We start from the raw sequence: 25,668 nt of genomic DNA on the forward strand, positions 1-25,668 counted from the left end.
GATATGCTGCCCGCCGCTGCCGCCGCCATGCTGGAAGGCCGGCTGGACGATCCGTTCGCCTTCCTGGGCGCACACCGCGATGGTGAGCGCCTGACGGTGCGCACCTTCCAGCCCGGCGCGGTCAGCGTGGAGGCGGTGCAGGGCCGCAAGGCCTGCCCGCTGGAGGAGGCCGCGCCCGGCCTGTTCAGCGGCGCGTTGGCGAGTGACGGCGCCTACCTGCTGCGCATCACCTGGCCGGACGGCACGGTGCAGGAGACGGAAGACCCCTACGCCTTCGGCATGGTGCTGTCCGACTTCGACCTGCATCTGTTCGCCGAAGGGCGACACTTCGATCTGGCCCGCGTGTTCGGCGCGCAGCCGATGACCCTGGACGGTGTCAGTGGTGTCAACTTCGCCGTCTGGGCGCCGAACGCTCGCCGCGTCAGCGCGGTGGGCGACTGGAACAGCTGGGACGGCCGCCGCCACCCGATGCGCGCGCGCCATCCCACCGGCGTGTGGGAACTGTTCGTGCCGCGCCTTGCCCCCGGCGAACGCTACAAGTTCGAGATCGCGGGCGCGGATGGTTCGGTCGTGCAGAAGGCCGATCCGCTCGCCCGCGCCACCGAAGTGCCGCCGGGCACCGCCTCCATCGTGGCGGCAGTGCCCGATTTCCAGTGGACCGACAGCGACTGGATGGAAGAACGCGGCCGGCGGCAGGCGCCCGATGCGCCGGTCAGCGTGTACGAGGTCCATGCCGGATCGTGGATGCGCACCGAAGGGGAAAGCGGCGACACGCTGGATTGGGCTGGAATGGCCGAGCGGCTGGTCCCCTATGTGGCAGGCATGGGCTTCACCCATGTGGAGCTCCTGCCGATCATGGAGCATCCCTTCGGCGGATCCTGGGGCTATCAGCCGCTGGGCCAGTTCGCGCCGTCGGCCCGTTTCGGCACGCCGGAGGATTTCGCCCGCTTCGTGGATGCCTGCCACCGGGCGGGCGTGGGCGTGATCCTGGACTGGGTGCCGGCCCATTTCCCGACCGATGCGCACGGCCTGGCGATGTTCGATGGCACTCCGCTATATGAACATGCCGACCCGCGGGAGGGATTTCATCAGGACTGGAACACCCTGATCTACAATCTGGGCCGCAACGAGGTGTCGGGCTTCCTGCTGGCGAGCGCCATCTGGTGGCTGGAAACCTTCCATGTGGACGGGCTGCGCGTCGATGCGGTCGCATCCATGCTGTATCGCGACTACAGCCGCAATCACGGCGAATGGGTGCCCAACGTGCATGGCGGGCGGGAGAACCTGGAATCGGTCGCCTTCCTGAAGACCATGAACACGCTGGTGGCGGAGCGCTGCCCCGGCGCGATCACCGTGGCGGAGGAAAGCACCGCATGGCCGGGCGTGTCGGCGCCGGTTGCCCATGGCGGGCTGGGCTTCAACTACAAGTGGAACATGGGCTGGATGCACGACACGCTCCAGTACATCGAGCGGGATCCCATGTACCGCAAGTGGCATCATGGGGAGCTGAGCTTCCCGATGGTCTATGCCTATGCCGAAAAGTACGTCCTGCCGATCAGCCATGACGAGGTGGTCCACGGCAAGGGCTCGCTGTGGGACAAGATGCCCGGCGATCCATGGCGCAAGAGCGCGAACCTGCGCGCCTATCTTGCCTTCATGTGGATGCATCCGGGCAAGAAGCTGCTGTTCATGGGCTGCGAACTGGGTGCGCCGAAGGAGTGGAACCACGACGCCACGCTGCCTTGGCACCTGCTGGACGAGCCCGATCATGCAGGCATCCAGACCTTGGTGCGCGACCTGAACCGGCTTTATGCAGCCGAGCCGGCTTTGCATAAGTTGGATACGGAACCCGGCGGCTTCTTCTGGCTTGTGCCTGATGATGCACACAACAGCGTGTACGCCTTCGTGAGGGCAGATGGCGGCGGGGCGCAGATGGCGGTGATCGTCAACATGACGCCCCAGCCGCAACAATCCTATCGCGTGGGCCTGCCGCAGGGGGGCCGTTGGATGGAAGTTCTGAACACCGATGCCGCGATCTATGGCGGCAGCAACTGGGGCAATGACGGGCAGGTGGTGGCCGACGAAGGCCATGGCTGCCACGGCCAGCCGCATTCGGCCTGCGTCAACCTGCCCCCACTGGGCGTCGTCATCCTGAAGGCAGGCGCTTGAGCCCGCTGCCGGACCGGCTGCAGCCGGGTTCGCCTTATCCGCTGGGCGCCACCTTCGACGGTCTCGGCGTCAACTTCGCGGTGTTCTCCGCCAATGCGGACGGAATGGACCTGTGCCTGTTCGATCCGCAGGGCGGCAAGGAGATCGCCCGCCTGTCGCTGAACGAGTGCACGGACGAGGTGTGGCACGGCTACCTGCCTTATGCCAAGCCGGGCCTGCTGTACGGCTTCCGCGCGCATGGCCGGTACGAGCCGGAGGCCGGACACCGCTTCAACCCCAACAAGCTGCTGCTCGACCCCTATGCCAAGATGCTGCACGGCGACATCCGTTGGAATGAATCGCTGCACGGCTATCGCCTGCGCTCCCCCCGCAAGGATCTGAGCTTCGACAAGCGCGACAGCGCGTCCGCGATGCCCAAGGCGGTGGTGACCGCCGACGGGTTCGACTGGACGGTCGACACCAGGCCCAATGTGCCCTGGTCCGAAACGGTGATCTACGAAGCGCATGTGAAAGGCATGACCCGCCTGCTGGAGGACGTGCCCCGGCGTGAACGTGGCACCTATGGCGCGCTGGCCCATCCCACCGTGATCGATCACCTGAAGCGGATCGGCGTCACCACGCTGGAACTGCTGCCGATCCATGCCTTCGCGCAGGACCAGCGGCTGCAGGAGGCGGGCCTCGCCAATTACTGGGGCTACAACACGCTGGGCTTCTTCGCGCCGGAGCGCCGCTACATGGCGGGCGGCAGCGGCGACGAGCTGCGCATCGCCATCCGCCGGCTGCATGCCGCCGGGATCGAGGTGATCCTGGACGTGGTGTACAACCACACGGCCGAAGGCAGCGAGCTGGGACCGACCCTGTCCTTCCGCGGGCTGGACAATGCCACCTATTACCGGCTGGTGCAGGATCAGCCGCGGTATTGCGTCAACGATACCGGCACCGGCAACACGCTGGACCTCAGCCACCCGCGCGTGATCCAGATGGTGGCGGATTCGCTGCGCTACTGGGCGCAGAGCTATCATGTGGACGGCTTCCGCTTCGACCTGGGCGTGACGCTGGGGCGCGACGGCAACAATGGCTTCGACCCGCGCAGCGGGTTCTTCGACGTGTTGCGGCAGGATCCGGTGCTGAGCCAGCTGAAGCTGATCAGCGAGCCGTGGGACATCGGGCCGGGCGGCTACCAGCTGGGCAACCACCCGGCAGGGTTCGCTGAATGGAACGACAAGTTCCGCGATGTGACGCGCAGCTACTGGAACGGCGCGCCCGGCACCCGGCCCGAATTCGCCAACCGCATCGCCGGCAGCGCCGACCTGTTCGACCGCCGCGCACGGCGCCCGTGGGCCAGTGTCAACTTCGTGTCCGCGCATGACGGTTTCACGCTGGCCGATCTCGTCAGCTACAACGACAAGCACAACGAGGCGAACAACGAGGACAACCGCGACGGCCATTCCAACAACCATTCTCGCAACTGGGGCGCGGAAGGGCCGACAGACGATCCGGCGATCATCGAACAGCGGGACCGGGTGGCGCGGTCCATGCTGACCACCCTGTTTGCTTCGCTCGGCACGCCCATGCTGCTGGGCGGTGACGAGTTCGGCCGCACGCAGCATGGCAACAACAACGCCTACTGCCAGGATAACGAGCTGAGCTGGTTCGACTGGGACCATCTGCGCAGCGATCGCGGGCAGGCGCTCAGCGATTTCGTCCGCCGGCTGACCGCCGTTCGCCAGCAATATCCTCTGCTGCGCGCCAGCCACTTCCTGCACGGGGAGGAGGAGATCGCCCCCGGCATGCTCGACATCGACTGGTTCGACGAGCGGGGCGAACACCTGACGGAAGAGGACTGGCACAATGCCGAAGGGCGCGCGCTGCTGATGCGGCGGGTGCGCCGGCGCGAGGATGGCGTACTGGAAGTCGTGTCCATGCTGATGAACGGATCGGACGACGCGCTGACCTTCAACCTGCCGGCGCCATCGCGGGAGCGGCGGCTGGTGATCGACAGCGCCGATCCCACCGCACCGGAGCGGGTGATCGAGGACACGGTCGAGGTGCAGGCCCATGCGGTGGTGCTGATCGTAGGCACCGAGAAGCAGGATGGCACCGATCCGGACGGCGGAGAGTGACGATGCGCTGGGGCCCGGAACTGCTGGGCGGCGGACGTGCCCGCTTCAACCTGTGGGCGCCTGACCGCGAGGGGGTGTCGCTGGAACTGGATGGCGGCACCGCATTGGCGATGTCGCCGGCGGGCGAAGGCTGGTTCAGCGTGGAGGCGGATGCTGCCCCCGGTGCGCGATACCGCTTTCGTCTGGACGCCGATCTTGCCGTTCCCGACCCGGCGTCGCGCCAGCAGGCCGACGGTGTCCATGGCTGGAGCGTGCTGACCGACCCGGAGGAGTACCAGTGGCAGGTTGCCGGCTGGCAGGGCCGGCCGTGGGCGGAGACGGTGATCCTGGAGGTGCATGCCGGCGTGCTGGGCGGCTTCGCCGGCGTGGCCGCCACCCTGCCGCAGCTGGCGCAGCAGGGCATCACCGCGGTGCAGCTGATGCCGGTCGCCGCCTTCGCCGGCACGCGCAACTGGGGTTATGACGGCGTGCTGCCCTATGCCATCGCCGGGGCTTACGGCACGCCGGACGAGCTGAAGGCGCTGGTGGATGCCGCGCACGAGCTGGGGCTGATGGTGTTCCTGGACGTGGTGTACAATCACTTCGGGCCGGACGGGAACTACCTGGGCGCCTATGCCGGCGGCTTCTTCGACGAACACGCGCATACCCCCTGGGGCGGCGCGGTGGCGGTCAGCCGGGATCCGGTGCGCGGCTTCTTCATCGACAATGCGCTGATGTGGCTGGGCGAATACCGGATCGATGGGCTGCGTTTCGATGCGGTCCACGCCATTGCCGACAATGGCTTCCTGGACGACATGGCGCGCGAGATCAGGGCGGCGCTGCCGGACCGGCATACCCATCTGGTGCTGGAAAACGAGAACAACGATCCCGACCGCCTCGCCCCCGGCCTGTATGACGCGCAGTGGAATGACGACTTCCACAATGTGCTGCATGTCATCCTGACGGGTGAAAGCGAAGGCTATTACCAGAGCTTCGCCGACATGCCGACGGAGCGGCTGGCACGATGCCTGGCCGAAGGCTTCATCTATCAGGGCGAGGTGTGCGGCGAACATGCGCGCGGGGCGCCCAGCGGCCATCTGCCGGCGGGGCGCTTCGTCACCTTCCTGCAGAACCACGACCAGGTGGGCAATCGCGCACTGGGCGAACGGCTGCTGAGCCTGGCGGACCCGGCCCGCCTGCGCGCCGCGACCGCGCTGCAGCTGCTGTGCCCGCAGGTGCCGCTGCTGTTCATGGGGGAGACGGAGGGCAGCACCACGCCCTTCCTGTTCTTCACCGACTTCCATGACGAACTGGCCGATGCCGTGCGGGATGGGCGCCGCAAGGAATTCGCCCATTTTGCCGCCTTCTCCGACCCGGCGGCGCGCGCAGCCATTCCCGATCCCAACGATCCCGCCACCTTTACCCGCTCCGTGCCCGAACCCGGCCCGGATGCCGCCGAGTGGCGCGGCTTCTATGCCGACCTGCTCGCGCTGCGCGCTGCCTATGTGGTGCCGGGGATCGAAGGCGCGCGTTCGGCCGGTACCGAGGTGCTGGGGGAGGGTGCCATCACCGCCCGCTGGCTGCTGGGCAATGGCTGCACGCTGGGGCTGGCTTTCAATCTGGGTGACGCGACGGTGGCTTTCCCGGAGATGGAGGGCCGCATCCTGTTCGAACTGGGCGAGGCCGGCGCACCCGCCAGCTTTGCCGCATGGATAGCGCTATGACCGGGATTTCCGAACTCGCCAGAGCGGCCGGCCTCCAGCCCGAATGGGATGATGCGCAGGCCAGGCCGCAGGTCACGGCGGAGGAGGATCTTGCCCGCGTGCTGGCGGCGCTCGGCTACCCCGCCGGCAGCGCGGCGGAGATTGCCGCCTCCCATGAAAAGCTGGCGACCGACCGAGCGGCCCGCAATTTCCTGTCGGTCGATCTGGGCGACGACCTGCTGATCAATGATGTCGGCCTGTCCCGCGCGGAGGTGATGCTGGAGGATGGCGGGGAAGTGACCCTGCCCTTGTCGTCGCACGGCAATGGCCAGTTGCGCCTGCCCACCTCGCGGATCGGCACGCCCGGCTACCACCGGCTGCAGGTCGGCGGGCGGGAGTATACGCTGGCGGTGGCGCCACGGCGCTGCTTCAGCTTTGCCGATGCGGCGCCCGGTCGCAAATTGTGGGGCAGCGCGGCGCAGCTTGCCTCGCTGGTCGATGACCGCCCTTCTGCATTTGGCGATTTCGGCACGCTGGCCGGGGCGGCCACGGCGCTGGGGCAGGCGGGGGCGGATGCGCTGGCGATCAGCCCGGCCCATGCGCTGTTCCCGGCCGATCCCTCGCGCTTTTCGCCCTATGCGCCGTCCAGCCGGCTGTTCCTCAACATCCTGTATGCCGATCCCCGGCTGGTTGGCGGCACGTTGCCCGGCGGGGCCGGCGATGATCTGATCGACTGGGAAGCCGCGATCCCGTCGCGCATCGCCGCGTTGCGCGCCGCTTACGATATGCGCAGCGACGCGGTGAAACGGCAGGTTGCCGCCTTTGTGGCGAAGGGCGGGCGGGAACTGCGGCTGCATGCCACCTTCGATGCCCTGCATGCCCACTTCTTCCACACGGGCGCGGGCGGGTGGCAGGGCTGGCCGGCAGAGTTCCACGATGCCGATGGCGCCGCCGTGCGCCGATTCGCGGAAGAGCATGCGGACGAGATCGGCTTCTACCTGTTCGCGCAATGGCTGGCTGAGGGCAGCCTGGCCGCCGCGCAAGGTGCCGCGAAGCAGGCCGGCATGGCGATCGGCCTGATCTCCGACCTGGCGGTCGGCATGGACAGCGGCGGCAGCCATGCGTGGAGCCGGCCGGACGATCTGCTGACCGGCCTCAGCATCGGCGCACCGCCTGATCTGCTGGGGCCGCAAGGGCAGGACTGGGGCATCACCAGCTTCGCCCCGTTGGCCTTGCAGCGCACGGGCTTTGCCGGCTTCATCGGCACGGTCCGGTCCGCCATCACCCATGCGGGCGGCATCCGGATCGATCACATCCTGGGCCTCAACCGCCTGTGGGTGGTGCCGCATGGCCAGCCATCGAAGCAGGGCGCCTATCTCACCTATCCGCTGGACGATTATCTGCGCATCCTGGCGATCGAGAGCCACCGCGCCAGCGCCGTCGTCATTGGCGAGGATCTAGGCACCGTGCCGGAAGGCTTGCGGCCCAAGCTGGCGGAGCGCGCGGTGCATGGCATGAACGTGCTGTGGTTCGAACGCGACGGCGACGGCACGTTCCAGCCACCGGCCGATTACCGCCCGTCCTCCGTCGCCATGACCGGCACGCACGATCTCGCCACGGTGGCCGGCTGGTGGAAGGGGCGCGATGTCGAATGGGCCTGGCGGCTGGGCCGTTCGGGCGCGGACAGCAAGGATGAAGATCTGCAGGGGCGGCAGCGCGACCGCCAGCAGCTGTGGCAGGCGATGCGGCAGACCGGCGCCGCCGAAGGTCCATGCCCGGCGGACTGGGACCGTGACCCGGTGGTGGATGCCGCCGCCGCGCATATCGGCACCGCCTCCGGCGAGCTGGTGATCCTGCCGCTGGAGGATCTGATCGGGCTGGAGGAACAGCCCAACCTGCCCGGCACCACGGACGAACACCCCAACTGGCGCCGCCGCCTGCCCGCATCCGTCCCCGAACTGCTGGCCCGCCCGCAGATCGCCACCCGCGCCCGCCGCATCGGTGAAGCGCGTAAAGGAAACCTCGCTTGACCATCCCGCGCGCCACATACCGCCTGCAACTGCACCGCGACTTCCCGTTCAGCGCGGCGGAGGCGATCGTGCCCTACCTGCACGATCTGGGCATCAGCCACGTCTATGCCAGCCCGATCACCACCGCGGTGTCCGGGTCGAACCATGGCTATGACGTGACCGACCCAACGCGGGTGAACCCGGAACTGGGCGGGGAAGATGGCTTGCGCTCGCTGATCGCCGCCTTGCGTGCGCACGGCATGGGCCTGATCATCGACATCGTGCCCAATCACATGGGGATCGCCGGGGGCGAGAATCCATGGTGGCAGGACGTGCTGCTGAACGGGGAAAGCAGCCGCTATGCCCGCTTCTTCGACATCGACTGGAGCGGCAAGCCGCTGCTGCCGATCCTGGGCGCGCGGCTGGAAGATGTGCTGGTCGACGGGCAGATCACGATCGCCCGCGATGGCGAGACTGCGGAACTGCTGGTCTATGGCGAGCATCGCGTGCCGATCCGGGCGGAGGATCAGGCGAACCTGCCGGCCGATGGCGATATCGAGGGCCTGCGCGCGCTGCTGGAGCGGCAGCATTACCTGCTCGGCTGGTGGCGCACCGCGGATGACGAACTGAACTGGCGCCGCTTCTTCACCGTCAGCGAGCTGGCGGGCCTGCGCGTGGAAGACCCGCAGGTGTTCGAGGAAACGCATGCGCTCTACTTCCGGCTCTACGCCGAAGGGCTGGTGGACGGGTTGCGGGTCGATCACGTGGACGGGCTGACCGATCCCGGCACCTATTGCCGCACCCTGCGCGAACGGTTGGACGCGATCGAGCGCCCGGCCGATGTGCCGGCCGGCCCGGCCTATCTGGTGGTCGAGAAGATCCTGGGTGCGGGCGAGCGCCTGCCGCAGAGCTGGCAGGTGGACGGCACCAGCGGGTATGACTTCATGGAAGAGGTCAGCGCCGTGCTGCACGACCCGGCGGGCGAGGCGCCGTTGACGCAGTTGTGGCACGAATTCAGCGGGCGTGACCTGACCTGGCACCAGGAAGAATTGCTGGCGCGGCAGCAGCTGCTGTCCTGGTCGTTCGACAGCCAGTTCCGCGCCTGCGCCGAAATCTTTGCCGAACTGGCGGCGTCGCGGCCGGAAAGCCGCGGCTGGACGCTGGGCATGATGCGCCGCGCGATCGAGCGGCTGCTGTGGGTGTTCCCGGTCTATCGCACCTACCGCCCGCGCGACAATGCGCCGACGCAGGATGCCATGCTGGAACGCGTGCGGGCGGCGGTGATCCCCTACGCCCCGCCGGGCGAGTCTGGCGTGGTGGAGCAGATCCTGGACTGGCTGGTGGAGCCGGCCGAAGGCGACCGGCTGCTGCAGACGGCGCGCCGCCGCTTCTGGCAATTGTCCGCGCCCATCGCTGCCAAAGCGGTCGAGGATACCGGGTTCTACCGCTATTGCCGGCTGCTCAGCCGCACCGATGTCGGCTTCGACGCCGGTCGCTTCAGCAAGAGCGCGGAAGAGTTCCACGCCGGCAATGCGGAACGTGCTGAGCATTTTCCCGCGGCCATGCTGGCCACCGCCACCCACGACCACAAGCGGGGCGAGGATGTGCGCGCGCGGCTGGCGGTGCTGAGCAGCGTGCCCGATCTGTGGCGGCAGGAGGTCACCGGCTGGGACTGGCTGGCGGGTGGCGAGGCCACCGGGATGCACCCGGCGGACCGCTACGCCCTGTGGCAGACGCTGTTCGGCGCCTGGCCGGCCGGCCTCGCCACCGATGACACCGCAGGCAAGGCCGAGTTCGCGGAGCGGGTGAATGCCTGGCAGCAGAAGGCGCTGCGCGAGGCGAAGCTGCGATCATCGTGGGAGGCGCCGGACGAGACCTACGAACAGCTTTGCGCCGACCTGGTCACCGCGCTGCTGACGGAGGAGCGCCACGCCCCGCTGGTGGGCGCCATCGTCACCTTCGTGGAGAAGGTCGAGCCCGCCTTCCGCGCCGTGGCGCTGGTGCAACTGGGCCTGCGGCTGACAGTGCCGGGCATGCCCGACACCTATCAGGGGACGGAGCAGGAGGATTTCAGCCTGGTCGATCCCGACAATCGCCGCCCGGTCGACTATGCCGCGCGTCAGGCCGGTGGGCACTGGAAGGGCGACGTGATGCGCCGCCTGCTGGCGCTGCGTCGCGATCACGCGGCATTGTTCGCCGGCAGGGGCTACACGCCCGTGGAGGTGACCGGCCCGCGCGCCGCCAATGTGCTGGCCTTCCGGCGGGAAGGTGATGGCGAGGCGCTGACGCTCGCCTTCGCGCTGCATTGTTCGGCCGCGATCATCGAGAGCGAGGGCGCCATGCCCGGCCGTGACTGGTGGGGCGATACGAAGCTGGGCGATGTGCTGGCGGCGGATGCCTTCGCCGCGGCGCCGATCTGGCTTTCGGCGTGATCTCGACCTGACTTTGTCTCTGCGGGTCCGCACAGCGAGTGCCCGCAGAGACAACAGGTGATCAATCGCCCGACAGGTCGATCGCCTCGATCGCCATGATGTGCGCCAGATGCGTCAGGCCCTGCGGAAGGTTGCCCAGGTAGCCTCCGGTGCGCGGGTCGACCATCTCGCTGTAGATGCCGACGCCGCGATCCAGCCCGTCGACCAGCTGGCGCAGATCCGTGCGGGCGCGGTCCTTCTGGCCCAGCAGCGCGCGCGCCTCCACCATCCAGAACGAACAGGCCAGGAAGCATCCTTCCTCCACCTCCACGCCGCTGTAGCGGTAGTGGAACGGGCCGGTGCCAAGTTCGCGGTCGATGGCATCCAGCGTCCGCTCCAGCCTGTCACGCCCGTCGAAGCGGAAGCGGACGGCCAGCGCCATGGCCGCGTCCAGCCGGTCGCTGCCGGGATGCAGCAGGTAGGCGCCTCTCTCCTCCGACCAGCAATTCTCGGCAATCCAGTGGGCGATCCGGTCGCGTTCGCGGCACCAGCGCGGGCGGCAGGTATCGGGCAGCTGGCCTTCGTCCACCAGCTCCACCGCCCGGGCCAGCGCCTGCCAGCAGCTGATCTTGGAGAAGGTGTAATGCTCCTCCTCCGGCAGTTCCCAGATGCCCGAATCCTTGCGCCGCCAATGATCGGCGCAGCGATCGGCGATGTGGACCAGCAGTTCCGCGGTGGAGGAATCGATCAGGTTGCCGCACGACACGAAGCGGGCGACCGTTTCGAAGATGTCGCCATAGATGCCGTGCTGGTGCTGCTTCGTGGCCACATTGCCGACCACAACCGGGCCGCTGCGGCGCCAGCCGGGGACGTCGATCTCCGTCAGATCGGGCGCGGTGCCGCCATCCAGGCGGTACATGACATGCAGGTCTTCCTCTTGCAGGCGCTTCAGCAGCCAGGTCAGCGCGGCCTTCGCCTCCGCCTGTGCGCCTGCCGCCAGGAACGCCTTGATCGTGTAGCCCGCATCCCGCACCCAGGCGTAGCGGTAATCGTAGTTCTTCGGGCCTCCGACCGCCTCGGGCAGGGAGGTCGTGGCCGCCGCGGCGATCGCGCCCGATGGCGAATAGAGCAGCAGCTTCAACGCCAGCGCGCTGCGGATGAAGCCCACACGCCACTCGCCCCGATATTCGACATATTTGGCCCAGTCGCGCCATTCCTGGTCCGACAGGTCGATCCGGCTGTCGATCTTGTCGAGCGGGGGCACCACCAGCGGCTCGTCTTCGCCCGCCACGATCGCGAGCACTTCGCGGCTGCCGGGGGTGACGGTGAAGTGGCCGATCACCGCCTCGTCCGTCCGCTCGCATTCCACCTGGTCGCTGGTCAGGAACAGGCCCAGCACGCGTTCGACATGAAAGACGGCATGCTGGCCGATGCGCGACTGATAGGGACTGGCGCCATCGGCGCGCCGGCCCGGGCGCATCTCCACGCGGAACCGCACGGTCCCGTCCAGCCCTTCCACCCGGCGCCCCAGCTCGGCCCAGGGCAGCCGGCCGGCATTGCCGCTGTTCATCGATTCGGTCAGCTTGGCCCGCCCGCCTTCGGGCGTGGTGAAGATCGTCTCCAGCACGTTGCTTTCGTGGCGGTACTGGCGCTCGACCGTGAACGGTCCCTCCGGCTGGATCACGAAGCGGCCTCCATCCTCCGGGTCCAGCAGCCGGTCGAACAAAGGCTGCGAATCCAGATTGGGCACGCACCACCAGTCGATCGAGCCGTCGGCGCCGGACAGCGCGATCGAGCGCCCTTCGCCCAGCGCGCCGTAATCCTCCAGCGGCAGGTAGCCGTCCTCCCGCTGGCCCGCCTGGTGCGCCACCGGCGTGCGGGCCGGCCGCTGCAGCGCGTCCAGGATCTTCATCGGCGCAGCAGCCTGGCCAGCCCTAGGCCGGCGGCTGCCCCGCTGGCCAGCAGGCCGCCGGCGATGCCTGCCTTCACCAGGTCACGCTGGCGCGAGGTGAAGATCTCCAGCCGGCTGCCGGTCACCCGATCGGTCGAATCGCCGTCGATGCGGGCGGGACCCGAAACAGGCTGTTCCAGATTGCCGGGCTTGTCGCCGCCGGGCGCACCCTGCTGCGCCTCGATGAAGCTGGCCGACTGCCAGTCGGCGAGTGCGGGCGCGAGCGCCTGGCCCAGCGCCATCTTGGCGGTGGAGCGGCCAACCCATGCCTCCCGCTGGGGATCGTCGATCATCTGCACGATCGCCCGGGCACACAGTCGGGGATCGTACAGCGGATCTGGGATCACCTGTTCGTAGCCGCTGTGATTGCGCGCCCAGCCGGGCTGCGGCGTGTTGACCGCGGGCAGGTAGACGACAGACAGGGTGATCGGCAGGTCGTCCGCGATCAGTTCCGCCCGCAGCGCATCGGTGAAGCCGGACACCGCGAACTTGGCCGCGCAATAGGCTGCCTGCATCGGCACCGCGCGGAAGCCGAGGCCGGATGACACCTGCACGATCGCGCCGCTGCCGCGCGGCTTCATGTGGCGGAGCGCCGCCAGCGTGCCGTAGACCTGGCTGAGATAGGTCGTGTCCGTCACCCGCCGATATTCCGCCGGGGTGATCTCGTCCGCGCGGGCAACCACGGTCGACATGGCGTTGTTGACCCACGCGCCGATGGGCCCGAGCTCCTGCTCCACCCGCGCCGCCGCTTCGTCCACCGCATCGGGATCGGCCACATCGGTCGGGATCGCCAGCACGCGCGGGCCGTGCGTGGCCAGCATGGCGCGCGCCTGCTCCAGCCGCGCGGGGTCGCGGGCCAGGATCGCCACCTGCCAGCCATCGCGGACCAGGTGCTCCGCCGTCGCCAGGCCGATGCCGGCGCTGCCGCCGGTCACCACGGCCGTCCGGGTATGCGCCGCCATCATGCGACGCCCGCCCCGCCGGTCACGCCGTACACTTCGCCGGTGATGTAGCTGCCTTCCTGGCTGGCCAGCAGCACATAGACGGGCGCGATCTCCACCGGCTGGCCGGGCCGGCCGAACTCGCTCTGGCTGCCGAACTTCTGCACCGCTTCCTGCGTCTGCCCGCCCGACGGCTGCAGCACGGTCCAGAACGGGCCGGGCGCGACCACATTGGCGCGGATGCCCTTCTCGATCAGCTGCTTGGCCAGCCCTTTGGTATAGGCGACGATGCCGGCCTTGGTGGTGGCATAGTCCAGGAGGTGCGCGGAAGGGTCATAGGCCTGCACCGATGCGGTGGTGATCACCGCGCTGCCGGCGGGCATGTGCGGCACGGCCGCCTGCGCGATCCAGTGCAGGGCATAAAGGTTGGTCTTCATGGTCCGGTCGAAATCCTCGGACGAGACCTCAGACACGTCCGGGCGCGTCTGCTGGCGTCCGGCATTCACCACCAGGATGTCCAGCCCGCCCAGCTTCTCGACCGTCTGCTCCACCAGCGTGCGGCACCAGCCCTCGTCCGTCACGTCGCCCGGCAGGGCCAGGGCGATGCGGCCTTCCGCCTCGATCAGGGCGATCACCTCGGCGGCGTCGGCTTCCTCGTCCGGCAGGTAGGAGATCGCGACGTCGGCCCCTTCGCGGGCATAGGCGATGGCGGCGGCGCGGCCGATCCCGCTGTCACCCCCGGTGATCAGCGCCCGGCGGCCGGCCATCCGGCCCGATCCGGTGTAGCTGGTTTCGCCATGGTCCGGCTGGGGGTCCATCTTGCGGGCGAGCCCCGGGGCCGCTTGCGGCTGCTTGCGGAAGGGGGGCTGCGGGTATTGGGTGCGGGGATCCTGCATCTTCAGGCGCTCGCTCATGCGGCAACTCCTTCAATTTGGTGTTGCAAGCAGAGGTTTCGAGCGCGGCACTTGTTCCGGCGATCCCCGCGGAACTTTTGCCGGGAGGGGTCGTGCTCCTAGTCGATCACGAACTCGTCCGCCGCCTCTTGCGGGGCCAGCCGGGCCATGGCATCCAGCAGCGCGGCCATCGCGACAGGCTTCACGATCACCTCGTCCGCGCCGACCGCCAGGCAGCTTGCGCGCAGGTCGGGCGCCATGTCGGCGGTAACCACGATGACCGGCGTGGACTGGTTCGGTCCGGGCGTCTCTCGCAGCAGGCGGATGGCGGTGATGCCGTCCATGCCGGGCATGCGCAGGTCCATCAGCACCATGTCGTACGGCCGGGCGGCAAGCATCTCCAGCCCGGTTGCGGCCTCCTCGGCCTCCTCCATGACGCTGCCGACGACGCGCAGCATGTCCCGCACGACGCGGCGGTTCATGGGATCGTCTTCGACAAACAGGACCAGCATTATCAGCGCACTCCATCAACCCTGCAGCTGCAATAGGCCGGCAAGGTAAACAGCCTGTTAGCCGTTATGCGACATCGGCCAAATGTTCCGTGAAGAACATTCGCAAGACGGCCAGCAACTGCGCCCCGGTCACCGGCTTGGCCAGCACCGTCAGCGATCCGCCACCGACTCCGGTGGCTCCGGCGGCGACCAGCAGAACGGTGGGACAGGATGACTCGCCGAGCTGTGCCAGGGCGGCGGGATCGCAGCCACCGGCATCCACCACCAGCCCGTCCAGCCCGCCTTCGTTCAGCAGCGCCAGCGCGGCCTCCGCATCCGGCAGCGGCAGCGCCGCGGCGCAATGCGGGCGTAGCAGCCCGGCCAGCTTCAGCCGGCGCGCGGGATCGGCCTCCACGATGCCGATCCGGGCGGTGGCCAGGCTTCGTGGCGGCGGAGCCTGCGGGATCGCGGCCTCCTGCAGCGGCAGCTCCAGCGTGAACCGGCTGCCGACCCCGGGCTCGCTCGTCAGGCTCAGCGTGCCGCCCAGCGCGCCCGCCAGATTGCGGCAGATGGCCAGGCCCAGCCCCGTGCCGCTGAACTGCCGGGTCATGGCGCTGTCCACCTGATGGAATGCCTCGAACACCTGGGGCTGCTGTTCCGGGGCGATGCCGATGCCGGTGTCCTCCACCGCCAGGGTCAGCCGGCCTGTCGCGCGGTCGTGGGTGGCGAAAACCCGGACCTCGCCCGCGGGCGTGAACTTGATGGCGTTGGACAGCAGGTTGAACAGGATCTGGCGCAGCTTGGCGCCGTCGGTCTCGACCGGGGCGCCGCCAAGCTCCAGCTCCGCTACCAGCCGCAGCCCCTTGGCCGCGGCGCGGGCGCGCCACAGCGCCACCGCATCATCCAGGATCGGCTGCAGGCGCGTGGGCGCCAGTTGCACGCTGATCTCGCCCGCCTCCATCTTGGCCAGGTCCAGGATGTCGTCCACCAGCACGCGCATCGTCTCGCCCGCGCCATGCACCAGCTGCACCTGTTCGCGGGTCTCCCCGGCGATCTCCGGCCGGGCCAGCATCACCTGCGTCATGCCCAGGATCCCGTTCAGCGGTGTGCGGATCTCGTGACTGGTCATGGCCAGGAAATCGGTCTTGGCGCGCAGGGCGGCTTCCAGATCGGCATTGACGCGGGTCAGCACCGTGTTGGCGCTGCGGGTCTCGTTGCGGCTACGGCGAATGGACCAGGTGGCCCAGCCCATCAGCGCCAGCAGCACGATCGCCGCCGTCGCCAGCAGCAGGAACACATTGGTGCGATAGCGGCCGCGTTGCCGTTCCATCTGCACGTCGCGTTCCAGCTGGCCCTGCTTCAGCTGCGCGATGTGCAGGTTCTGGTTGGCGAAGTCGAACTGCGCGGCCATCAGCTGCGAACTGGCGGTGGCGGTCAGCGCCCGTGCCTCGCTGTCGATGCGCTGAAAGGCCGCGAGGTGATCATAGGCAAGCTGCAGCTGGCCGAGCCGGCGATACACCTGGGCGGCGGTCTGGTGATATTCGCGGAACGAGCTGTCGGTCCGGTGGAGATCGCGTCCGGCAAAGGTCCGTTCCAGCCATTGCCGGGCCACGTCATCCTGTCCCCGGGCTGCCGCGATGTGCGCCATGACCCCGAAGATGGTCGGGCGCCAGTCCGCCGCCTCCGGTGACCGGCTGAGCGTCAGGGCCCGTGCCGCATTCCGGTCTGCGGCCTGCAGCCTTCCCCGGCTTGCCTGCACCAGCGCCAGATTGCCCAGCACGCGCGCTTCCAGCAGCACGCTGCCCAGTGCGCGCGCATCGCGCAGGGCGGCGGTGAACTGCACCTCCGCCTCCTGCCAGCGGCCCATGGCCCGCAGCGTTTCGCCGGTGTTGTTGTGGGCTGCCAGCATCAGGGCAGGATCGCTCTGATACAGCTCCTGCGCCTGCTGGTAATAGCGCAGGGTGCGCTCCTGATCCCCGGCCTCCCAGTAGATCTGACCGATGTCCTGCAGGGTGATCGCCTGGCTGCGCAGGTCGCCGGCCAGGCGGAAGATGCGGAAAGCCTGCAGCAGATCGGTCAGCGACTGGTGCGGCCGGCCCTGGATCCCTGCGATGGCGCCACGAGCGCGCATCAGGTCGCCATGCAGCTTGGTGCCATTCGCGTGCGCCTCGACGAGCGCCAGCCCCTGTCCGACCTGGACCTGCGCCTCGTCCAGCCGATTGAGCCCGATCAGCGCCTCCGCCCGCAACCACAGGGCGGTGGCCCGCGCCACGGCACCTGTCCGGCCGGCAAAGATGCCGTCCTGCAGCAATGCCCGGTCGACCTCCGCCAGCGCGGTCTGCGGGTCGGCCATCATCGCGTTCTTGGCCCCGGCGATCGCGCGGTCGAACGCGGCCTGTGCTTGTGCCTGTGCCTGTGCCTGGGTCGGTGCCTCGGCCGTCGGCGGAGCCGCGGCCGGCAGCAGCAGCAGTGCCGTGGCGGCGAGAACAAGGCGTGCAGGGTTCACTGCACGCCTTGTAAGGCGGGACGGTTAAGGCTTCGCAAAGCCGCCGCCCCGCCCCTGCAGTTCAGAAGCCCCAGCGCACATTGCCGCCGACGGTCCAGGCCGGCATGTCGGGATCGTGTTCGCGCAGTTCGGCACTGGTGAACAGGCTGGCCGATCCGCGACCATCCGCCATATCCGTGCCGTAGATCGCCTCCGCCAGCATGCGCCGGCCGCCCGGCACGCCGATGCCGACCTCCCGCGTGACAATGCCGATCTCGCCCGTCTCGCGGTCGATCACCGCACGTTCGCTGTAGCGCATGGTGCCCCGTTCCATCGTCAGCGGCTGCGCCAGCGACAGGCGCAGGCGGTCGGCCCCGCCGAGCACCGCCTGCTTGGCGACACCCAGCTGGAACGCACTGCTGACCGTATCGCCCACCTGCAGCGCGGCAGCACCGCGCGACGCACTGGTGGCGAGGGTGCCGCTGGCGAACAGGCTGAGCCCGCTGCCGACGGTGGCATCGCCAGCGATCGTCACGCCATTGCTGGCCGTACCGGCACCGAAATCGCCCCGGTCCAGCGACCGCACGCCCAGGAAGGCGCCCGCTTCCTGCAGCCGGGTGAAGGCAGCGGACAGGGACACCGCCCCGTCCGGTCGCCACGTCACCTTGGCCTGTGTCGCCACCGCACGATAATCGTCCAGCGTCTGCAACAGCGGCGCGTCGGCGGGATTGAAGAAGGCGCCGGCCATGTCCTGCTCGATCGGGCGATCCTGCCGGGTCACGCCCATCTGCAGCTCCAGCTTCGGTGCGACCCGCAGCGTGGTGGCGACATGCGCCCCGCCGCTGGCGAAGCCGAGCAGCGGGTTGGCGCCGCCGGTCTGCGGATTGAAGTCGCCCGTCATCTGCAGCCCGCCGGTGCCGCCCAGCAGGACCGCGCCATCGCCATGGCCGAAGCCGACGGAAAAGGCGTTGTCAGGCGCGGTGACCTCCACGCTGGCGCGCAGCATGGTTCGGTCCATGTGGCCGGCACCTGCCACTTGTTCGGTGCGCCCGCGCATCACCATGCTCCAGCCATCCGCCAGCGGCATTGCCGTGCCGGGCACCAGGTCGGTCAGCGCAGCGATGTGCCGGTTGCTGCCGCCACCGCCGATCCAGCCGATCATGCGGTGGTAGACGAAATCCTGGAAGGATCGGCCGCCCAGGCTGGCATTGAACAGCCGGTCGGACAGGGGGATCAGGAAGTCGCGCTCGGCACTGTCGATCTTCTCGAACGCGGTGAAATAGGCGTCCTGCGCCGACCAGCCGGCGGGCACGCCGCCGCGGCCAAGCGTCTTGGCCGACACCTCCGATACGGAGCCGTTCATCACACGATAATATTTCAGCTTGCCGAAATCGAGCGGCGCCTGCGACGCCTCGATATCCAGCAGACCATGGCCGTAGACCGCATCCACGCCCGGTGCGCCCAGATCCTGCGCGCTTTCCAGGATGATCTTGGCGGTATCGCGCGGATGGTTGCGCAGCCAGGGCCAGCGATCGTGCAACAGCGCGATGGCGCCCGACACCAGCGGCGCCGCGAAGGATGTGCCGGACATGCGGGTAACGCCGCCGGTACCGTCCGCCACCAGGATCAGCTCGCCGGGCGCCACCAGGAAGCGGTTCATCAGCAGCCCGCTTTCCTTCAGGTAGTCGGTTTTTTCGAAACTGCCCTTGGCATTCCATGCCGCGCGGTTCTTGCAGTCGCCGCCATCGGTGATGCAGGCAGTGCCCGGCGTGTTGGAGAAGGAGGAGATGGTGCCGCCCGGATCGACGGAGCCGACGACGAGGAAGGTGGAATCCAGCGCGCCGTTCATCTCGATATTGGCGGTCTGCGCGATCCCGTCATTGCCGGCGGCGATGACGTAGATCAGCCTGTCCTTGTGGCTGTCCACGGCGGAGGCGCGGAACACGCCGCGCCAGTCTGTCGGCAGGGTCTGCCCGCTGACGCCCAGCGACAGGTTGACGACAGAGGCGCCGGCGCGCGCCACCGCGGCGATGCCCGCCCGTACATCATCCCAGCCGGCGGTCATGCTGGCATCGAACGGATTGTAGGCGGCGATGCGCGCCTCGGGCGCGATGCCCATCACGCCGCGCCCGTCATGCGATGCCACCATCAGGCTGCCGACCGCGGTGCCGTGCGGATTGTCTACATCGGCGTAGCCGCCATCGAACACCACCTTGGACGCGACATCGCTGTCGGCGGCGGCGAAGAAGTCGACCAGCCCGATCGTGGTGTTGCGCCCGCCGCCCTGCACCTGCGTCAGCGCAGGACGCCAGTTGACCGCGTTCATCCAGTGATCGGTGTTGTCCATGCCGGAAAAGCCCAGCATCTCGTCATGCCAGTCCAGCATCATCAACTGGCGGTCGACCACGCTCAGCCGCCCCAGCGATGCCGGATCGGCTGGGTCGATGCCCCAGTCGGCGTAGAAGCGGTTGGCGAAGCCTTCCGCGAAGTCCTTGCCCGTGCGCTGCCGCACGGCGTCGCCCCAGATCGCCGCGCCATCATCCGCGATCGACTGCAATTGCGCAGCCAGCGGGCCGTAATCGCCGCTGGCGTCGCCCTGCATCCACAGGTGCAGCGTGTCGTCGATCCGGGGGATGTAACCCTCGCCGAATGCCCGGATGAACCCGGTCTGCGGGCTCAGCTCCCCACCTTCGGGGGTCAGGTTGCCCCAGAATGCCCGGATGAAACCCGTATAGGGATCGATGTCGCCACCAAACGCCCGGATGAAACCGGTGTGGGGAGAGACCTCGCCCTCGAAGGCGCGGATGAACCCGGTGAAGGGCTGCAGACTGCCGCCGAACGCGCGGATAAATCCGGTCTTCGGATCGATCCCGCCCCCGAATGCGCGAATGAACCCGGTCTGCGGATCGACCTCGCCCCCGAATGCCCGGATGAAGCCCGTCATCGGGACGGCGCGGTCGGCTTCGACCGGCTGCGCAGTGGCGGCGGCCGGCGTCAACATCTGTGCAGCCGCCGGGCTGCCCGCCAGCGGCATCACCGGCAGCGTGATCGCGGCCGCCGCCAGCAGGCGTCGCTTGGTCGAGTGTAAGTGCATCGTGCCCTCCCGTTGCGTGGCCGAGAATCGGCCGTCAGGCAGGCGCACGGTGGCAGAGGCGCGGTGTCGGCCAGGCAAAGGATCGGGGTTAAGATCCGGTTACCGCGCCCTTCGGGTGTTTGCCGCATGAACCAGCCGGACCGGCGGCGTGTCCACCGGCGCAGGCGCCGGTGCGGGGCGGGCAGGGGTGTCGCGCAGAAAGGCGAGGAGACCCGGCAGCGGCATGGGGCGGGCGATGTGATAGCCCTGCAGCGCATCGCAGCCCATGACGTGCAGCAGCGACTGGCACATGCCGTCCTCCACCCCTTCGGCGGTCACAGTCATGTCCATCGCATGGGCAAGGTCGATGGAAGCGCGCACGATCAGCGGATCGCGATTGCTGCTGGTCAGCTGGCTGATGAACATCTTGTCGATCTTCAACTCGCTGACCGGCAGCCGCTTCAGATAGGCGAGGCTGGACAGGCCGGAGCCGAAATCGTCGATCGCCACCGGCACGTCGGCGGCGGCAAGGGCCGTCAGCGTCTCGATCGCGGCCTGGGGATCCTCGATCACGCTGGTTTCCGTGATCTCGATCCCCAGCCGGCCTTGCGCGCTGGCGATCATGCCCATGACCTCCGCCATGAAACCCTGGTCGGACAGCAGCGGGCCCGACATGTTGACGAAGATGCACAAATCGTGCCCTGCCGCATGCAGCACCGCCTGGTCGCGCAGCACCTGTCGGATCACCCAGATGGTGATGTCGCGAATGGCGCCGGTGCGTTCGGCCAGCGTGATCATGCGGATGGTGGAGACCGGGCCCAGAGTGGGCGATTCCCATCGCAGCAGCGCCTCTGCCGAAAGATGGCGCCCGGTGCGGCAATCCAGCTTGGGCTGGTAGACGACGTGCAGTTCATCGGCGGCCAGCGCGGCGGGCAGGGCGCGCAGCAGGGCAAGATCGTCCAGCTGGACCGATGATGGCAGCCTTGTATCGATCTGCCGAATGCGCCCCCCGCCGCCGGCCGGCGCACCCTGGCCATCCCCCGACAATGCGGCCAGCACGGCATCGAACAGTTCGTCCGTGACCGCGGTCTGGTCCGCCGGAATGGGCGCGAAGGCGACGGTGCCGGTCAGCTGAAAGGCGACGCCCGCAATCTCCAGCCGGCGTTCCAGCAGGGCCAGGCAATGGCTCAGGTCGTGCCGGGCAGCCGCCACGTCGGCGGCGCGGAAGCTGAACTCGATGGAATTGTGCCCGATGCGCCCCACCGAACCGCCCTGCATCGCGGCCAGGATGCGGTCCGCCGCGCGCACCAGGATGCGGTTGGCGATCTCGAACCCCACCGTCTGCCGGGCCGGGATGAACCGCTCGAACGCGACCACCGCGAAGAAGCGCGCGCGCCGGTCGGCATCATGTTTGATCGGCGGGGCCGGGTGGCTGGTCATGCGGGCGACACTGCGCCCGACAGGTAAAGGAGGCGTTGACGAAGGTACGGGCAGCTTTGCGGGCCTGGCCGACGCCGCTATGCGCCGGGGCATGCTGGCGATCCTGTTCATCATCCTGCCGATCTTCGGTCTGATCCTGGCCGGATGGGCGTTGCGGCGGGCGGGTGTGTTCAGCGCGCAGACCACGGCCGAGCTGAACCGTTTTGTCATCTGGCTGGCGCTGCCTGCGCTGATGTTCGACATCGTGGCCGGCGCGCGCTGGGCGGAGATCTGGCGGCCGGACTTCATTGCGGCGTTCGGTGGCGGGGTGGCGGTGATCTTCACCGGCACGGTGCTGGCCGCGCGGGCGCTGCGCCGGCCGCTGGCCGATGCGGCGGTAGACGGGCTGAATGCGGGCTATGCCAACACCGCCTATGTCGGCTTCCCGCTGGCTGCCGCGGCGCTGGAGCCGGGTTCGCGCACGGGCGTGCTGATCGCCTGCATCCTGACCATCACCATCCTGTTCGCGATCGGGCTGATCCTGGCGGAGCTGGGGCAGCAGCAACGTGGCGCCGGCGGCGGGCTGGGCCGGATCGCGCTGCGCGTGGGCGGGCGGCTGCTGCGCAATCCGCTGGTGGTGGCGCCGGCGGTGGGTGGAATGGTGCTGGCCAGCGGGCTGGGCCTGCCGGCGCCGTTGCACAACTTCGCCACGCTGCTGGGCAATGCCGCATCCCCTTGCGCGCTGGTGGCGCTGGGCCTGTTCCTGGGGGAGAAGCGCGGCGGCGGGGCACGGCACATGCCGGCGGTGGCCGTGCTGACGGGGCTCAAGCTGGTGGGGCAGCCGCTCGTCACCTGGATCCTGGCAGTGCATGTCTTCGCGCTGGATGCCGCCTCCACCACCCTGGCGGTGCTGATCGCCGCCCTGCCGACCGGCACCGGGCCGTGGATGGTCAGCGCGATCTACGCCCGCGATGCGGAGGTGACGGCGCGCGTGCTGCTGGCCAGCACGGTGGGATCGGTGCTGACGCTGACGCTCCTGCTGAGCTGGCTGTGACGGTCAGCCGCCGGCGCCGGACATCAGCATGGAGATGCCGAAGCCGATCGCCGCGATGCTGCCGGCAAAGGCGATCAGCATCAGCAAGCCGTCCCGCACCAGCATGGCCAGGCCGAAGGCGGCGATCGCGGCCATGGGCGCGGTGGTGGCCAGCGGGATCAGCTCCAGCGGCGGGATGGTGAAGGTCAGGCCGATGATCGCCAGCGCGGCCAGCCGCTGGAACCAGGGGCTGGTCAGCGCTGGCAGGCGGCCGTGGAACCAGCGGTCCAGCCAGCCGGCCAATCCGTCCAGCTTGTCGGCCGCCTTCTTCACCTTTTCCGCCTTGGCCCCGCGATGGGTGATGAAGCCGGGCAGCCACAGGTTCTTGCGCCCGAACAGCAATTGTACCGCCGTGATCAGGATCATCACCGCCAGCAGAGTGGGCAAGGTGGGGATGGAGCCGATCGGGCTGATGTCGATCAGCGCGGGGATCAGCAGGAACGGTCCGAAGCTGCGCTGCCCCATGGCCTGCACCACATCGCCGATGGTGACGCGGTCCTGCCGGCCGGCCAGGTCGCGCAGGCGGTCGAGGATGTCGCACACATTGTGGACCTCTCCGCCGCCATCCTGCTGTTTGTTGTCAGCCATACGCGCTTGAAATGGACGGGACGGGCGAAGGTTTCAGCAGCAGCGCCCGCCACCCTTGGCGCCATAGCGGGCCTGCTGCCGGTCGCGGAAGAACGCCAGGCGGTCCATCACCGGCGCGCCCGGGTGGCGCTGCGCCATGTGCTGCAGATAGGTGCCGTAATCGGGCAGGCCGACCATCGCCCGCGCGATGCGGGCGCAGCGATGCCACAGCCGGATCATGCCGCGGCCCCTTCGGCGGCGAGGGCGCGGTCCTCCCGCGTGATGCCGGTGGATGCGCCGCCGATCTCCCGCACCGTGGGCACGGGTGAACGGCGCGCTGCCAGCACGGTGCGGAGCGTGAAGCCGCCCAGCGCCAGCACGATCAGCAGGAAGATCGCCACCAGCGCGGCATCGATCCGGTCGTTGAACACGATGGCACGCATCGCCTCCATGTCCCGCGCCGGGGCCAGCACCTCGCCCCGCCCGATCGCGTCGGAAAAGCGCGTCGCATGCGCCAGGAAGCCGACCGCCGGATCGGCACTGAACAGCTTCAGCCACCCGGCCGACAGGGTGCAGATCAGCAGCCAGACGGTCGGCACCACCGTGACCCAGGCGAAGCGGTCGCGCTTCATCCGGAACAGCACGGCCGTGCCCAGCATCAGCGCAATGGCGGCCAGCATCTGGTTCGATATGCCGAAGATCGGCCACAGCGTGTTTACCCCGCCCAGCGGATCGGTGACGCCCTGATACAGGAAGAACCCCCAGGCACCGACGCACAGCGCCGTGCACAGCAGCCCGGCCAGTTGCGCCCGCCCTTCGATGAAGCGGGGGGCGGCCAGGCCGATCAGGTCCTGCAGCATGAAGCGGCCGGCGCGGGTGCCGGCATCCACCGCGGTCAGGATGAACAGCGCCTCGAACAGTATGGCGAAATGGTACCAGAACGCCTTCATCCCCGGCCCGCCGGCGATGTGGGCGAAGATCTCCGCCATGGCGACCGCCAGCGTGGGCGCGCCGCCCGTGCGGCTGATGATCGTCGACTCCCCCACATCGCGCGCGACATTGGCGATCGTCTCGGCCGCAATGGGGTAGCCCATTGCGGTCACCGCCGCGCTGGCGCTGGCGGCATCGGTACCGATCAGCGCGGCCGGGCTGTTCATGGTGAAGTAGATGCCCGGATCCAGGATGCAGGCCCCGACCAGCGCCATGATCGCCACGAACGCCTCGGCCAGCATCGCGCCATAGCCGATCAGCGGGGCATCGGCCTCCGTCGCGATCAGCTTGGGCGTGGTGCCGCTGGCGATCAGCGCATGGAATCCGCTGACCGCGCCGCAGGCGATGGTGATGAACAGGAACGGGAACAGCGCGCCCGACCAGACCGGCCCGCCTCCGCCAATGAACTGCGTCAGCGGCGGCATGCGCAGCGGCGGCGCCATGATCACGATGCCGATCGCCAGCGCCACGATCGCGCCGATCTTCAGGAAGGTGGACAGGTAGTCGCGCGGCGCCAGCAGCAGCCAGACCGGCAGGACGGAGGCGATCGCGCCATAGGTGATCAGGATGAAGCACAGCGCCTGCGGCGTGAAGGTGAAGGCCGGGCCCCAGACGGGCGATGCGGCGATCTGCTCGCCATAGACGATCGCGGCCAGCAGTCCGACCAGGCCGACCAGCGACACTTCGCCGATCCGCCCCGGCCTGATCCAGCGGGTATAGACGCCCATGAAGATCGCCAGCGGTACGGTTGCCGCCACCGTGAACAGCCCCCACGGGCTCTCCGCCAGCGCGCGCACCACGATCAGCGCCAGCACCGCCAGGATGATGACCATGATCATGAAGGCACCCATCAGCGCGATGGTGCCGGCGGCCTGCCCCATCTCCATCCGCACCAGTTCGCCCAGCGATCGCCCGTCGCGGCGCATGGACAGGAACAGCACGATGAAATCCTGCACCGCGCCCGCGAAGATCACCCCGAAGATGATCCACAGCGTGCCCGGCAGGTAGCCCATCTGCGCCGCCAGCACCGGCCCGACCAGCGGCCCGGCCCCGGCAATGGCGGCAAAGTGGTGGCCGAACAGCACGGTGCGGTCCGTCGCCACATAATCCAACCCGTCCGCCCGGCGCACCGCGGGGGTCGGCCGGGCGGCGTCCAGCCCCATGACATGGCGGGCGATGAACAGGGCATAGTAGCGGTAGGCGACCAGGAAACAGCCGAGCGCGGCGGTGACCACCCACAGGGCGTTCACCGGCTCCCCGCGGGACAGCGCCACATGCGCCAGCGCGGCGAGGCCGCCGGTGCCGATCGCGATCCAGGGCAGGTGGCGCAGCATATCGACTCTCCCGTGCAGCTCCTGCCGGCCATGTTGC

General features: G+C 68.8%; 16 protein-coding genes. 6 read left to right on the forward strand and 10 right to left on the reverse strand.

Going from position 1 to position 25,668, the window contains the following annotated elements; all coding sequences use genetic code 11:
• Positions 1-3 precede the first annotated feature (3 nt).
• From glgB to treY, 5 genes are read left to right on the forward strand one after another with little or no spacing between them, the layout of a single operon-like run.
• Positions 4-2,169, forward strand: coding sequence for a 1,4-alpha-glucan branching protein GlgB (gene glgB / locus D5S08_RS11690; RefSeq protein ID WP_206610335.1), 2,166 nt, complete (start codon positions 4-6; stop codon positions 2,167-2,169).
• Positions 2,166-4,292 (forward strand): glycogen debranching protein GlgX, encoded by a 2,127-nt coding sequence (glgX, locus tag D5S08_RS11695; protein ID WP_121118746.1) that lies wholly within the window; start codon positions 2,166-2,168, stop codon positions 4,290-4,292. Before glgB ends, glgX begins: the two co-directional genes overlap by 4 nt.
• Positions 4,293-4,294: 2 nt before the next feature.
• The gene (gene treZ, locus D5S08_RS11700) at positions 4,295-5,995 is read left to right on the forward strand and encodes a malto-oligosyltrehalose trehalohydrolase (RefSeq protein ID WP_121118748.1); all 1,701 of its coding nucleotides are present in this window, start codon (positions 4,295-4,297) and stop codon (positions 5,993-5,995) included.
• Positions 5,992-8,004 (forward strand): 4-alpha-glucanotransferase, encoded by a 2,013-nt coding sequence (gene malQ, locus D5S08_RS11705; RefSeq protein ID WP_121118750.1) that lies wholly within the window; start codon positions 5,992-5,994, stop codon positions 8,002-8,004. The genes treZ and malQ overlap by 4 nt, the downstream gene beginning before the upstream one ends.
• Entirely contained in the window at positions 8,001-10,415 is a 2,415-nt protein-coding gene (gene treY / locus D5S08_RS11710) for a malto-oligosyltrehalose synthase (protein ID WP_241557372.1), read from the forward strand. Before malQ ends, treY begins: the two co-directional genes overlap by 4 nt.
• 61 nt (positions 10,416-10,476) lie before the next feature.
• On the opposite strand, the gene D5S08_RS11715 is transcribed toward treY, so the two are convergent.
• From D5S08_RS11715 to D5S08_RS11745, 7 genes are all read right to left on the reverse strand, one after another.
• Entirely contained in the window at positions 10,477-12,306 is a 1,830-nt protein-coding gene (locus D5S08_RS11715; protein ID WP_121118752.1) for a glycoside hydrolase family 15 protein, read from the reverse strand.
• A complete protein-coding gene (locus D5S08_RS11720) occupies positions 12,303-13,310 on the reverse strand; it encodes an SDR family oxidoreductase (protein ID WP_121118754.1) in 1,008 nt (335 codons plus the stop codon). Before D5S08_RS11720 ends, D5S08_RS11715 begins: the two co-directional genes overlap by 4 nt.
• Entirely contained in the window at positions 13,307-14,200 is an 894-nt protein-coding gene (locus D5S08_RS11725) for an SDR family oxidoreductase (RefSeq protein ID WP_121118756.1), read from the reverse strand. Before D5S08_RS11725 ends, D5S08_RS11720 begins: the two co-directional genes overlap by 4 nt.
• Before the next feature lie 98 nt (positions 14,201-14,298).
• Positions 14,299-14,691 carry a response regulator gene (locus D5S08_RS11730; protein WP_121118758.1) on the reverse strand — a complete coding sequence of 131 codons (393 nt, stop codon included), beginning with the start codon at positions 14,689-14,691 and terminating at the stop codon, positions 14,299-14,301.
• Positions 14,692-14,755: 64 nt separating this feature from the next.
• On the reverse strand, positions 14,756-17,176 hold the full coding sequence (locus D5S08_RS11735) for an ATP-binding protein (protein ID WP_121118760.1): 2,421 nt from the start codon (positions 17,174-17,176) through the stop codon (positions 14,756-14,758).
• Positions 17,177-17,237: 61 nt separating this feature from the next.
• The gene (locus tag D5S08_RS11740; RefSeq protein WP_121118762.1) at positions 17,238-20,249 is read right to left on the reverse strand and encodes a S8 family peptidase; all 3,012 of its coding nucleotides are present in this window, start codon (positions 20,247-20,249) and stop codon (positions 17,238-17,240) included.
• A gap of 99 nt (positions 20,250-20,348) precedes the next feature.
• Entirely contained in the window at positions 20,349-21,668 is a 1,320-nt protein-coding gene (locus D5S08_RS11745) for an EAL domain-containing protein (protein ID WP_162301970.1), read from the reverse strand.
• A gap of 91 nt (positions 21,669-21,759) precedes the next feature.
• On the opposite strand from D5S08_RS11745, the gene D5S08_RS11750 reads away from it, so the two are divergent.
• The gene (locus D5S08_RS11750; protein ID WP_121118764.1) at positions 21,760-22,701 is read left to right on the forward strand and encodes an AEC family transporter; all 942 of its coding nucleotides are present in this window, start codon (positions 21,760-21,762) and stop codon (positions 22,699-22,701) included.
• A gap of 3 nt (positions 22,702-22,704) precedes the next feature.
• Here the strand turns inward: D5S08_RS11750 and D5S08_RS11755 are convergent, their stop codons facing one another.
• From D5S08_RS11755 to D5S08_RS11765, 3 genes are read right to left on the reverse strand one after another with little or no spacing between them, the layout of a single operon-like run.
• The gene (locus tag D5S08_RS11755) at positions 22,705-23,328 is read right to left on the reverse strand and encodes an exopolysaccharide biosynthesis protein (protein ID WP_121118766.1); all 624 of its coding nucleotides are present in this window, start codon (positions 23,326-23,328) and stop codon (positions 22,705-22,707) included.
• A 33-nt stretch (positions 23,329-23,361) separates the two neighbouring features.
• A complete protein-coding gene (locus D5S08_RS11760) occupies positions 23,362-23,547 on the reverse strand; it encodes a YbdD/YjiX family protein (protein WP_121118768.1) in 186 nt (61 codons plus the stop codon).
• Positions 23,544-25,631, reverse strand: a complete 2,088-nt coding sequence (locus D5S08_RS11765) for a carbon starvation CstA family protein (RefSeq protein WP_121118770.1) — start codon at positions 25,629-25,631, stop codon at positions 23,544-23,546. Before D5S08_RS11765 ends, D5S08_RS11760 begins: the two co-directional genes overlap by 4 nt.
• Between the last annotated feature and the right edge of the window lie 37 nt (positions 25,632-25,668).

The organism is Croceibacterium ferulae, from assembly GCF_003660445.1.
Taxonomy (GTDB): Bacteria; Pseudomonadota; Alphaproteobacteria; order Sphingomonadales; family Sphingomonadaceae; genus Croceibacterium; species Croceibacterium ferulae.